The sequence below is a fragment of the Polycyclovorans algicola TG408 genome (assembly GCF_000711245.1).
GTDB classification, from domain to species: domain Bacteria; phylum Pseudomonadota; class Gammaproteobacteria; order Nevskiales; family Nevskiaceae; genus Polycyclovorans; species Polycyclovorans algicola.
Genome location: NZ_JOMH01000001.1, coordinates 2,681,407 through 2,693,761 on the forward strand (window position 1 = coordinate 2,681,407; position 12,355 = coordinate 2,693,761).

Consider the following 12,355-nt stretch of genomic DNA (forward strand, 5'->3'; position numbering starts at 1 on the left):
CCGTATAATTCTCGGCTCTTCACCCGCCCGATGTCATTTCAATGAGCCTTCAGATCACCTTTCCCGACGGCAACGTCAAATCCTTTGACGCGCCGGTGACCGGGCTGGAGATCGCCCAGGGCATTTCGCCGGGCCTGGCCAAAAAGGCGGTGGTGGTCAAGGTGGACGGTGAACTCTGGGACCTGACCCGGCCCATCACCCGCGATGCGGCGATCAGTATCGTCACCCGCAACCAGCCGGAAGCGGTGGAGGTGATCCGTCACGATGCCGCGCATGTCATGGCGCAGGCCGTGCAGGAGCTTTTCCCCGGCACGCAGATCACCTTCGGGCCATCCACCGAATACGGCTTTTATTACGACTTCGCGCGGGCCGAGCCCTTTACCGAGGCCGATCTCGAAACCATCGAGAAAAAGATGCGCGAGATCGTCAAGCGCGATCTGCCCATCACCCGCGAGGTGTGGCCGCACGACCGGGCCGTGAAGCATTTCGAAACCATTGGTGAGCGCTACAAGGCCGAGTGGATTCGCGATGGCATTGCGGCGGATGAAGAACTCACCATCTACAGGCAGGGCGAGTCGTGGCTGGACATGTGTCTGGGGCCACACCTGCCCTCCACCGGCCGTCTGGGCACCGCCTTTAAGCTGACCAAGGTGTCGGGCGCTTACTGGCGCGGCGACAAGAACAACGCGCAACTGCAGCGCATCTACGGACTGGCGTTCGCCACCGATGAAGAGCTGAAAGCCCACCTGCACATGCTGGAAGAGGCCGAAAAGCGCGACCACCGCCGCCTGGGGCGCCAACTGGACCTGTTCCACCTACAGGAAGAAGCGCCCGGCTCGGTGTTCTGGCACCCCAAGGGCTGGACGCTGTTCCAGACCCTGATCGGTTACATGCGCAAAAAGCAGTTCGACGCCGGATATCAGGAAATCAATACGCCGGACATGATGGACAAGGCGTTCTGGGAAACCTCGGGCCACTGGCAGAACTACGGCGAAAACATGTTCGCCACCGAGCGTGACGAAGACCGTACGCTGTGCCTCAAACCGATGAATTGCCCCGGTCACGTGCAGATCTTCAACCAGGGCACGCGCTCCTACCGTGAGTTGCCGCTGCGCTTCGCCGAGTTCGGCAAGGTGCACCGCTTCGAGCCCTCCGGCGCCCTGCACGGCCTGTTGCGGGTGCGCAGCTTCACCCAGGACGATGGCCACGTTTTCTGCACGCCCGAGCAACTGCAATCCGAGTGTGTGGCCTTCACCGAGCTCACCCTGGCGCAGTACGCCGAATTTGGCTTCGACAACATCCGCATCAAGCTCTCGACCCGCCCGGAAAAGCGCATCGGCGCCGATCACCTCTGGGACCAGTCTGAAGCGGCCCTGGCCGACGCCCTCGATTCCATGGGCATCGACTACAGCCTGTTCCCCGGCGAAGGCGCGTTCTACGGCCCCAAGCTGGAGTTCGTGCTGCGCGACGCCATTGGCCGTGACTGGCAGTGCGGCACCATTCAGGTGGACTTGAACCTGCCCGGCCGTCTCGATGCCGAGTACATCGGCGAAGACGGCAACCGCCACACGCCGATCATGTTGCACCGCGCCATCTTTGGCTCGCTGGAGCGGTTCACCGGCATCCTCATCGAGCACCATGCCGGCAGCCTGCCCTTCTGGTTGTCGCCAGTGCAGGCGGTGGTCGCCCCCATCGTGTCGGATGCCGATAACTATGCGCGCGACGTGTGCCAGCAGCTCAAGGCAGCCGGTGTTCGCGCGGACACCGACCTGTCGAACGAGAAGATCAACAAAAAAATCCGCGAGCTGGCGATGCAGCGCATTCCGGTGATTGTCGTCGTCGGCCGCAAGGAAGCTGAAGAAGGCACCGTGACGCTGCGCCTGCGCGGCGAGGAACATCAAAAAACCCTGCCGCTGGCCGAGGCCGTGGCCTGGCTCAAGGCGCATCGCTGATGCGCATCGTCGGTCTGCTGCTGATTTTGCTGGCCACACTGCCCGCCTCGGGGTTGCAGCTGGAAGGTCGGTGGATACAGGGCGGCTTCGTAAGCGGGAAAGTCGCGCCGGGCAGCACGATGACCCTCGATGGCCAGCGGGTGACCATCGCCAAAGACGGCACCTTCGCCTTCGGGCTGGGCTTTGATGCCCCGGTGGCGGCCACCCTGACCGTCACCCATCCCGATGGCCGCAAAGAGCGTCAAGAGTATCCGGTTGAACAGCGCCGCTATCCGGAAAGCCGCATCGACGGCCTGCCGGGCGCCATGGTGACGCCGCCCAAGGCGGTGCTGGACCGCATTGCCAAAGACAACAGCGACGTCGGCAAAGCCCGCGCCCAGCGGCGACCGGCTGCAGATTTTGCCGACGGCTTCATCTGGCCGCTCAAGGGCAGCCGCATCTCGGGCGAGTTTGGCTCCAGGCGCATCCTCAATGGTGAACCGCGCCAACCGCACTTCGGCGTCGACATTGCCGCGCCCAGTGGCACGCCCATTCAGGCCAGCGCGGCGGGCTTGGTCACGATGGCGCATCCCGACCTGTATTTCACCGGTCAGACGGTGATCATCGACCACGGCCTGGGCGTCACCACCACCTACCTCCACCTGTCGAAAACCAACGTGAAAGTCGGTCAAGCGGTTGCCAAGGGTGAAGTGATCGGCCAGGTCGGCATGACCGGTCGCGCCACCGGGCCGCACCTGTGCTGGCGCGCCAACTGGGGCAACGTGCGACTCGATCCTTCTTTATTGGTCGACGAACAACCTGCGCGCACCCAGCCGCGGTCCTGACAGACCGCTGGAACACCGGCGACGGGCAAACCGCCTAACTTCTGAGGCAACTGAAGGCCGGAGTGCGGTGCAATGAGCGCATGGCTGATCGCGAGCGTGTTTGTGTTCACCTACCTGGGCATGGCCGCCGGTCGCGTACCCGGCCTCAAGGTCGATCGGGCGCACATCGCCTTCGCTGCGTCGGTGCTGTTGCTGGTCAGCGGCAGCGTCACGCTGAAACAGGCAGGGGGGTGGCTGGACTGGGACGCGCTGCTGTTGCTGCTGGGGATGATGATCATCTCGGTGCAGTTTCAGTTGTCCGGCGTTTATGCCCGTGTGAATGTGGGTGTTGGGCGACTGTCGCGACGACCCAAAACGCTGCTGGCGCTGGTCACGGTTTTGGGGTGATCAGCGTCTTGTGGCGGGGACGCTGGACGCCTGGCCCCTGTCAAGTTGATGACGCCGTGGCTGTGGACAGCGACGACAAGTCCATTCACTTCACATGGAAACCTTGGCTCGCGGTGCTGGCCTTGTTGGCACTGTTCTCGACGCCGCTTCCACGCGAGCTCTCGGCACTGGCCCTGGCGGTGCTGGTCATGGCCTCCCGCCACCACGCCAGCCGCGATTACATCGGTGCCGTGGACTGGAATCTGCTGCTGCTGTTCGTCGGCCTGTTCATCGTCACCGGCGCAGCATCAGAACTGCCGTGGGCGCAGCACCACGCAGCGCAACTTGCGGCACAGGGCCTGCTGCCCGACACCGCGCTGTCGTTGGCAGGCGCCTCGCTGCTGGGGTCCAACCTGATCGGCAACGTACCGTTCGTGATGCTGCTGTTGCAGGTTTGGCCCGACATCCGCTCGCCCACCCTACAGGCGCTGGCGCTGCTGTCGACCTTGTCCGGAAATCTGCTGATCGTCAGCAGCGTGGTGAACCTGGTCGTGGCCGAAAGCGCGCGTCGGTATGGCGTAACGGTCGGCTTTTTCCAGTTTGCGCGCGTCGGCATTCCCGTCACTTTGCTGTCGATGACGGTGGCCCTTGGCTGGCTGTGGTGGATGGGCATGCCGCCATAATCGGCGCTTCTTGAAACCCCATTCAACGCTCAGATAAGACCACTACAAACCCACCCGCCGCAGTTGGGCGCGTCCGAGGGCGCCCGTGGTGGTCTGCTCGCCGTCGGCGGCGCGTACCCGACGGCCGGGTGGTGCTGATCTGGCGGATCGCCAGCGCAATACCTCTAGATCTGCAGCGGGAAAGAGACACAGTCAAGCCGCCGTCTCACCCGGTCGCAGCCAGAAAAAAACCCCCGCAACCGGTGGTTGCGGGGCCAAACCCATGACGTCAAGTCGCCACTCAGCCTTCTGATTCTTCGTCCAGCACTTCGACACACTCTTCGGTCAAGGTGCGACCGGCGATTTGCTGTGAGCGACACGCCGACAGCTCACGCTCACGTGCGGCTTCGGCGAGCATTTCGGCCTGTTCACGCTCAAGGCGCGCCTGCCGGTCTTCAGTGTCGTTGATGGCCTTGATGTATTCGCGCCAGCCGGTTGCTTCAACTCGGGTCAGCGCGAAGTCACCCGCCGATGCAAACGCCTTGTCAGCCGCCGCGCGCTGTTCCCGGTCGCCCGGGCCGGCCTGATTGAAGCGCGCAGTACCCAACAGCATCCAGGCGTTGGCGCGCTGCCCTTCATCCAGCCCGCCTTTGTTGAGCGCGCTGGCCAATGCCTCCTCGGCCGCCTCATTCTGCTCGTCGGCAAGGAGCACCTGGCCGAGTCGATAAGCGAGTTCACCGGTGTCTGACAGCGAGGCTGCCTCCCGCAAGACCGGGATGGCGCGCTTGTGTTCGCGTGCCTGACTCAGCAGCTGGGACAGCAAAGCGAGGTTCTCGACGTCGCGCTCGACTTGGTCGGCCTTCATTCCGGCTTCGAGCACGGCCGCGCCGCGGTGGGGATTGTTATGGACCGAATAAAGCTGCGCCAAAGAGAGGATGTCGCTTTCTTCGTCGATCAGGCCACTTTTGTAGGCCAGTTCCATCGTCGACAACGCGTCCTTGCTCTTCTCTTCCTGCATGTACAGCCCGGCAAGCTGCTTCCAGTAAGACACCTCATCCGCCCAGATCGAGACCATGATGCTGAGCAGACGCGAGCGCTTCTCGGTCAGACCCAGTTCCGAATAGATCATGTTGGCGAGGTCGAAATGGCGACGCTCGCGGGATTCGGCCAATTGCAGGGCGCGCTCGACCGGCACACGGGCCTTCTCGTAGTCGTTTTCGTAGTACAGGGCCGCAGCCAGCAGAAACCAGGCGTTGGCACCTGGTTCCTCGGTCGCGCGCATCCACGCCACCAGCCCGCGAATCGCTTCCTTGTAGTTTTCCTGCTGGAAATGAAGTTGGGCGACGTTGTACTGAAGCTGCAGGGCCGCGTCTTCAGGCAAGGCATTTTCAGCCAACGCGGCCTGAAAGTCCTTCATGGCCAGATCGACACGATCGACATTGACGTGCGCCTGCCCGCGAATCTGCAGGACTGACGCCCGGTCAAAGGGCTTCATGTTGTCTGCCTGCTGCATCAGCTTGTTCAAGTCGCCAAGTGCGCCCTGAAAGTTGTCGGCTTCCATCTTCTCGTAGGCACCGAGCAGCTGCTTGGCGACGCGGGGATCAAGCGACTGCACCTGCTCACCGCGCTCTTCTTCTTCCTCCTGCGCAATCGCAGGGTTAAAAACCAGGGCGCTGCCGAGCGCAACGAGCGCCGGCAGTGCGAAACGACGGACGACGGTCGCCAATCCAAACACTGGGTTTCTGAACATGGTCGGGCCTCTCATCCTTCGAGATTGAAACTGACGCGCGTCCGCACGCCGAGACGTGGACGGGGCTGTCCATCCCGGACGCTGGGGGCGTAACGCCAGCGTTCGACCGAGCGCATGGCGGCACGGTCAAAACAACTGTTGGTTGAAGTGACCACCCGTGGGTTGACAACGTTCCCCTCAGGATTGACGTCAAATTCCAAGGTGACCGACTCTTGCGGCTTGGCGCGGGTCTGGCAGCGGTCCGGGTACTGGGGCGGGATGCGCACCAACGGCTGGGCATCACGGTCCGGGTTGAAGCCGGTACCGATGTCGAGGTCCATGTTGGACATGTCGGGCATGGCGCCTACCGAGCCGTCGATGGATGGGCGGAAGCTGGCGTCCTGAACCGAGGGCGGCGGCGGTGGCGGCTGGTCCAGCACCGGGCGTTGCAGGTCAGCCTGATTGACGTCCTGCGTGTCCTCGAGCTGCCGGGTGACGTTGATTTCAACAGATTTGTCTTCAGACAACTCGATCTCGCCGACCTGACTGATCATGCTGGCGAGGATGAAAAACAGCGTGAACGTGACGATGGCGGCGCCGGGCAAGCCCAGCATCAATCGGATTTTTGAGTTCATGGCCTTCAGCTCCGCTTGGTGGAGACGGCGACCACGTCGTCGACGCCGGCATCGCGGATGCGCTGCAAGACTTCGACCATGTAACGGCTGTGTGCATCACCGTCGACCTGCAACACCGCACTGCCTTTCGGGTTTTCGCGCCGCAGACGTTCGATGGCCGCACGGACGCCGTCCATCTGCACTTCTTCACGGTTGATCCAGATCTTGTTGTCGCTCGAGACCGCCACGAGTATCGACACCAGCCTTTGATCTTCGGCGGTTTCGGCCTCGGGCCGGTTCACATCAATGCCGGGCTCCTTGATGAAAGTCGAGGTCACGATGAAGAAAATAAGCATGATGAACACGATATCGAGCAGCGGCGTGATGTCGATGTTCGCCTCTTCCGCCGCGCGTTTACCGCCTGAACGTTTCAACATACGCGTTACCTCCCGGTCCGTTGAATGGCAATGGCGGGATCAACACCGGCCTGACGGGCCTGATCGATCACGGTGACGGACACGGACGATTTGGCGTCGGGCGCCGCGCTGACCATCACCACGCCACGCGATTCACGGGCCTTGAATTCCTCGATAACCGGCGCCACAGAGCGCGGATCAACCAGACGGCCGCCGTCGATTTCGACGAAGCCGTCGCTGCGCACCGACAACACCAGGGTTGGCGGCGGGCGGGTCTGCTCTTCTTGCTCGTTTTCCTGTGGCACCACCAACTCGATACCGGTTTCCTGAAGGAACGTGGCGGTCACGATGAAAAAGATCAACAGGATGAAGACCACATCAAGCAACGGCGTGATGTCGACATCGGCGTCCTGACTGGCCATACGATTCAGTCTGCGCATATCAGGCCACTCCCTTGACCGCGACGGGTGCGTGGTGAATGTCGAGGCTGTCGGCGAGCCCATCGACATTCACGGAAAGGCGCTTGTCGAGGATGCTGATAGCGAAGACCCCCGTGAGCGAAACGGCCAGGCCGCTCATGGTGGGAATGGTGGCGCGGGAGATCCCGGCCGCCATGTCACGTGCGTTGGCGCCGCCGCTCGAGGTGATGGTCTGGAACACTTCGATCATGCCGGTCACGGTGCCCAACAACCCCAGCAATGGGGTGACCAGCACCAAGACCTTGATGATCCCCATGTTGCGTTCCGCCTCCACGCGCATCTCGGAAATCAATCGCTCACGGATGACGTGCGCAAACCATGATTCATGGTCGGCGCGCGCATTCCAGGTGTGCCGATATCCTTCGACCAACTTTCCGCCCGTGGTGGAAAAAAAGACGAGGCGCTCGATGATCAGCATCCACATGAAAAATGCGGTGAGCATCAGGGCCAAAACCACTGGCCCGCCCGCTTCGAGGTATCCCATGATGGCGCCGTACGCGGCCACTGGGTTGAGCATTTCGAGCATAACGATCGCCTCCGTTACGTACGATTCTGCTCAGCGTACTCCGCCACCATTCCGGCCGACTGCTCTTCCAGCAATTGCGAAAGGCGACGCGAAGTACCCGAGGCAAACGCGTGGAGCACCAGCAGCGGAATCGCCGCGATCAAACCCTGCACGGTGGTCACCAGCGCCTGCGAAATACCGCCGGCCATCAGTTTCGGATCGCCCGTCCCGAACAGTGTGATCGCCTGGAAGGTCACGATCATGCCGATAACGGTGCCGAGCAGCCCCATCAGCGGCGCAACGGCGGCAAGCACCTTCACAAGGCTGAGGCCGCTTTCAAGCGCCGGCAATTCCTTGAGCACCGCATCGTCAAGCTTCAACTGCAAAGTCTCGATATCGACGTTGCGATTTTCGTCGTAGGCCATCATCACGCGGCCCAACGGGTTGTCGCTTGACGCCTTGTCGGAACGCATCTGCGCGCGAACCTTCATGCCGGTAATGCTCAGACGTGCCCACTTGTAAAGTGCAAAGATCACGCCGAGCACCGCCAGCGCCACAATCAGGTAGCCAATGCCCCCACCCTGCGCCAGCCGTTCGCGGAAGGTCGGCATTTCAACCGTCAAGCCCAGAAGCGTCCCGAGCGACGGATCGATGACGCCGGCAACGTAGCCTTCGCCGGTATGGTTCTCGACGCGGCTGGCAGCTGACGTGGCGCCGCCGCCGGGCTGTCGGGTCAATTCCTTGAGCGAGCCCGAGTCATAGACCAAGTATTCACCGCCGCTGAAGGCGGTGAACGGGCCAATGCGGGTCACCGAGCGCGGCTCGGGCTCGTTGCCCGTGCCGACGACATTGCCTTCGAAGGTCACGACCTTGCCCTGTTCGGTCATTTCCTGCATCAGCGTGTTCCAAAGGCCCTCAAGCTGTTCGACCGTCGGCAGTGAGTCGGACTGCGCCACTTCACGCAGCGGCGTCCCACGACCGGGGAACTGCGCCGACACCAGCGACACCCCCAGCTGCTCGTTCAAGTCAGCCGCCGCCGCACGGGCCGCACCGAAAAGTTCTCCGAATTCACCTTGACGGTCGGCCAGCTGATCGCGCAGCTCGGTCAACTCAAGGTCATTCTCGTTACGCCGCTCTTCAAGTCGGGTGGACTCTTCTTCAGCCGCCTCCACTTCCCGGCCGGCCTCGGCGAGCATCGACTCTTGTTCGTTGCGACGCTCAGTGAAGCGGGCCTCCCGCTCACGATTTTCCTGGCTCACCGCCTGACGCTCGGCGCGGATTGCCGCCAACGTTTCCTCGATGGTGTTGCCGTCCTGGGCGTGGACCGGTATCGCGGTCAAGGCGGTAACGGCGACCAGCAGGCCGGCACCGATAGCTGAAAATTTACGCATACCTGCCGCCCCTGCAATGTTCTGAAAGATTTTGGAGTTCATGGTCATCCGCCCTCAGTTGACAACTTCAGGGGCCGACACCGGGATCGTCATCAGATCCGGCGGAATCTGCTCACGTGCAATGCGCGAGGCGGTGCGCACGTGGGACAGGAACGAGCTGTCAAGGTCGACCCAGTCGCCCGAGGCCTTGTCATAAATCTTCAGCAGACTGTCATCGTCGGTCTTGGCGATGAGCGCCACACGGCCGATGCGAACAAACTCGAGATTCTCGTAAGCGGTGCCGTCAATTTCGGCGTCGGCGCGATAAGACTCGATGGTGCGACCGTACTCGTTTTCAATCTGGTAGGCCTCGACGATCAGCCGATAGCGCTGCGCGGGCGACTGGTCCGGATCGTCCATCACCCGACGGAGGCGCGCGACGCGGTCGGCGCGCTCGCTGCTCTGGAACGGCATGTCAGCTTCGACCAGTTTCTCGAGCGCGTTGAGCATGTCTTCCATCAACGGCTGCACAGAGCGCTGCAGGCCGGCGATGTTGGCGATGTCTGCCTGAAGTGATTCTTTTTCGCGCTCCTGCGCCACCAGCTGACGCTCCTGCGAAGCGTTGTAGCGGGTCAGCTGTTCGAGCTGCTTGAGGTTGGCGCGATAATCGTTGAGCAGGCTCTGCACTTCATCATCCAGCGCCTCGACACGCCCCTGGGACTTCTCGGTGTCGTTGATCGTCTGCTGGCTGGTTTGAACCGCAGCACTCAACTGTGCGACTGCGGGCGCCGAAACACCAGCAAAGAACAACGCCGCAACCACGGCGGTGATTGATGACCTCATTGTGCCTCCTCCGGTAAAACTTCAATCGCAAAAAAAGGGGTTACGAACCATATGAGGTTGCAACCATTCGCTTTAGTACTAGCCAGAGTCTAGCAGCCAGCACAAAAAAAATGTCGGGCCTGAACCCTTCAACTGTCATCAACCTGATCAGGTTGATTCGCTGCGCATTGCTGCGCACTATTAGTAAGCATTTCATACTATCTTTGCGTCGAGGATGACGTCAAGACATCAAAATTCAACAACGACATAATTCTTGGTACGCCGCTTAACTGGGATCATGATGACGCAACGACCAGGCCCGCAGGTTACGATCAGACGACAGTGACGGCTATCAAAAAAAGCCCACCGGTCCACAGCAACGCAATGAAGGTGTATCCCATCACGGCGCGTGCCGGCAACTGGGCCAGCGTCAAGACTGGCAACAGAATCAGCGGCTGAATCAGATTGGTCCACTGGTCACCCAAGGCCACCGCCATCGCCGTGGCGGGCAGGTCAGCGCCGAGCTGCTGCGCGGCCGTCATCATGATGGGGCCCTGCACCGCCCACTGGGCACCGCCCGAAGGAATGAAGATATTCAGCAGACCGGCACTCGCGAATCCAACCAGCGGCAGCGTGTCGGCGGTGGCGATAGAGCTCGCCCACTCGACGACGACATTGCCCAGCCCCGTGGTTGAAATCAACCCAGCAATACCGGCGTAAAACGGGTACTGGAGCAGGAACGGCACCACGATATCGCCGCCGCCGGACGCAGCCTTGAGAAATCGCTGCAAGGTGCCGGCGCACAGCAATCCCGCCGTCAGCAGCGTGAAGTTCATGACATTAAGTGTCAGCCCGTCGCCGCGCGCACCATAGTGCGTCAGCAAGAACAGCCCACCGCCCAGAACGATGGCGAGGACCAGCAGGCGGGACTGTTCCAGACGCATGGCGGGGGTGGCCGGTTGCGTGTCGCACTCGACAGGGCCATCGGCGTGGTCAGTGGCATTGAAAAGATGGTCGGGAATCTCGACCACATTCTCTGGTCGCTTCGGGTGCAACAGCGACATCACCCACGGCAGGGTCAGCAGCACGGCGGCGACGGTGAGTCCGTTCCACCAGGTGAACAGGGTTTCGGATGTCGCAATGACGCCAATCTGCGCTTCCAGAAAGTGGCCAGGGGTCGCGATGGTCAACGGAATCGACGCTGAAAGACCCTGATGCCAGACCACGAAGCCCGAGAACGCCGAGGCGATCAGCAACGGGTAATGAAGGCGAATCCCGCGTCGGCGGCAGCTCTCGCCAACCGCGCGCGAAACAATGCCGGCGGCCACCAGCGCCGTTGACCAGGAAAACAGGGCAATCACGCCGGTCAACAGGCAGACCATGGCGTAGGCCGAGCGCGGCGAGCGCGCCAGAATCGAGACCTTCAGCAGGGCATTTCGGACCGGCGTGGTGCTGGCCAGGATGTAGCCGAGCAGCAGGGTCAGCGCGATCTGGTTGGTGAACGCCAGCAGGCTCCAGAAACCATCGCCCCAGGCATTGATGGCCCCACGCGGCGAGGTGTCGGTGAGCCCCAGCACCAGCATCAGGGTGAGCAGGGTTAGGACCACCGCCACCACCAGCGCGTCGGGCATCCAGCGCTCGAAGAAACGGACGATGCCCGCAGTCACTCGGTCCAGCATGATTCCCCTCCTGACGCCGCTCCACTTCGGTGGAGTCTATTCAGTGGCATGCCCGGTGGGCGTGCCACCGGTGATGTCACGGTTTGTAACTGAAAAAACCCTGCCCGCTTTTACGCCCCAGCCGCCCCGCCGCGACCTGCTCACGCAGCAGCGGCGCGGGTCGATACTTGGGATCGCCGAAGTCACGGTGCAGCACGTCCATGATCGCCAGCAAGGTGTCGAGCCCGATCAGGTCACCGAGCGCCAGTGGGCCGATGGGGTGGTTACAGCCCAGCTTCATGCCGGTGTCAATGTCCTGCGCGCTGGCCACGCCTTCCTGCAGGGCGAAGATGGCCTCGTTGATCATCGGGCACAAAATACGGTTGACCGCAAAGCCCGGCGCATTGCGCACCGTCACAGGCGACTTGCCCACCGCTTCGGCAAATGCCTGGGCGGCGTTGCGGGTGGCCTCGGCAGTTTGCAAGCCACTGATGACCTCGACCAGCCCCATGACCGGCACCGGATTGAAAAAGTGCAGTCCGACAAAGCGCTCCGGCTTGGCCGTGGCCGCCGCCAACTCGGTGATCGAGATCGACGAGGTGTTGCTGGCCAGCCAAGCGCCGTCTTTGAGTTGCGCATCGACCTGCTTGAGAATTTTCAGCTTCAGTGACAGGTTTTCGGTCGCGGCCTCAATCACCGCGTCGCAGTCCGCAAGCGCGGCATAGTCGGTGGTGCCATGAATGCGGCGAACCAGTGCCGCTGCATCGGCCTCGGTCAGCTTGCCCGACTTGATCTGCCGCGCCAGATTGCGTTGAACCGCCGCCATGCCGCGCGCAAGGGCTTCATCCGAGATGTCGACCATCACCACCGACAGCCCCGCTGCGGCGCTGACCTGCGCGATGCCATGGCCCATGGTGCCGGCACCGATCACGCCAACTTTTTGCGTTGTCATCACCGA

Annotated in this window: 13 protein-coding genes; 4 read left to right on the forward strand and 9 right to left on the reverse strand. The window is 62.0% G+C overall.

Annotation, left to right across the window (positions count from 1 at the left end):
• Nucleotides 1-41: 41 nt before the first annotated feature.
• The 4 genes from thrS (at nt 42) to U741_RS19560 (ending at nt 3,825) form a co-directional block, all read left to right on the forward strand.
• Entirely contained in the window at nt 42-1,952 is a 1,911-nt protein-coding gene (thrS, locus tag U741_RS0112800) for a threonine--tRNA ligase (RefSeq protein WP_029890849.1), read from the forward strand.
• Nucleotides 1,952-2,776, forward strand: a complete 825-nt coding sequence (locus tag U741_RS0112805; protein WP_029890850.1) for a M23 family metallopeptidase — start codon at nt 1,952-1,954, stop codon at nt 2,774-2,776. Before thrS ends, U741_RS0112805 begins: the two co-directional genes overlap by 1 nt.
• Before the next feature lie 72 nt (nt 2,777-2,848).
• Nucleotides 2,849-3,163 (forward strand): SLC13 family permease, encoded by a 315-nt coding sequence (locus tag U741_RS19555; protein ID WP_052378794.1) that lies wholly within the window; start codon nt 2,849-2,851, stop codon nt 3,161-3,163.
• A gap of 56 nt (nt 3,164-3,219) precedes the next feature.
• On the forward strand, nt 3,220-3,825 hold the full coding sequence (locus tag U741_RS19560) for an SLC13 family permease (RefSeq protein WP_200872723.1): 606 nt from the start codon (nt 3,220-3,222) through the stop codon (nt 3,823-3,825).
• A 280-nt stretch (nt 3,826-4,105) separates the two neighbouring features.
• On the opposite strand, the gene U741_RS0112815 is transcribed toward U741_RS19560, so the two are convergent.
• From U741_RS0112815 to U741_RS0112855, 9 genes are all read right to left on the reverse strand, one after another.
• Nucleotides 4,106-5,554: a tetratricopeptide repeat protein gene (locus tag U741_RS0112815; RefSeq protein ID WP_029890851.1), complete on the reverse strand. Its 1,449-nt coding sequence runs from the start codon at nt 5,552-5,554 to the stop codon at nt 4,106-4,108.
• Between the two features lie 11 nt (nt 5,555-5,565).
• The gene (locus U741_RS0112820; RefSeq protein ID WP_084154856.1) at nt 5,566-6,168 is read right to left on the reverse strand and encodes an energy transducer TonB; all 603 of its coding nucleotides are present in this window, start codon (nt 6,166-6,168) and stop codon (nt 5,566-5,568) included.
• Between the two features lie 5 nt (nt 6,169-6,173).
• The gene (locus U741_RS0112825; protein ID WP_029890853.1) at nt 6,174-6,584 is read right to left on the reverse strand and encodes an ExbD/TolR family protein; all 411 of its coding nucleotides are present in this window, start codon (nt 6,582-6,584) and stop codon (nt 6,174-6,176) included.
• Nucleotides 6,585-6,589: 5 nt separating this feature from the next.
• Entirely contained in the window at nt 6,590-7,003 is a 414-nt protein-coding gene (locus U741_RS0112830; protein WP_029890854.1) for an ExbD/TolR family protein, read from the reverse strand.
• Between the two features lies 1 nt (nt 7,004).
• On the reverse strand, nt 7,005-7,568 hold the full coding sequence (locus U741_RS0112835) for a MotA/TolQ/ExbB proton channel family protein (RefSeq protein WP_052378796.1): 564 nt from the start codon (nt 7,566-7,568) through the stop codon (nt 7,005-7,007).
• Between the two features lie 14 nt (nt 7,569-7,582).
• Nucleotides 7,583-8,938 carry a MotA/TolQ/ExbB proton channel family protein gene (locus U741_RS0112840; protein ID WP_029890856.1) on the reverse strand — a complete coding sequence of 452 codons (1,356 nt, stop codon included), beginning with the start codon at nt 8,936-8,938 and terminating at the stop codon, nt 7,583-7,585.
• Between the two features lie 54 nt (nt 8,939-8,992).
• Nucleotides 8,993-9,760 (reverse strand): DUF3450 domain-containing protein, encoded by a 768-nt coding sequence (locus U741_RS0112845; protein WP_029890857.1) that lies wholly within the window; start codon nt 9,758-9,760, stop codon nt 8,993-8,995.
• Nucleotides 9,761-10,071: 311 nt separating this feature from the next.
• A complete protein-coding gene (locus tag U741_RS0112850) occupies nt 10,072-11,418 on the reverse strand; it encodes a short-chain fatty acid transporter (RefSeq protein ID WP_029890858.1) in 1,347 nt (448 codons plus the stop codon).
• A 76-nt stretch (nt 11,419-11,494) separates the two neighbouring features.
• Nucleotides 11,495-12,349, reverse strand: a complete 855-nt coding sequence (locus U741_RS0112855; protein WP_029890859.1) for a 3-hydroxybutyryl-CoA dehydrogenase — start codon at nt 12,347-12,349, stop codon at nt 11,495-11,497.
• Between the last annotated feature and the right edge of the window lie 6 nt (nt 12,350-12,355).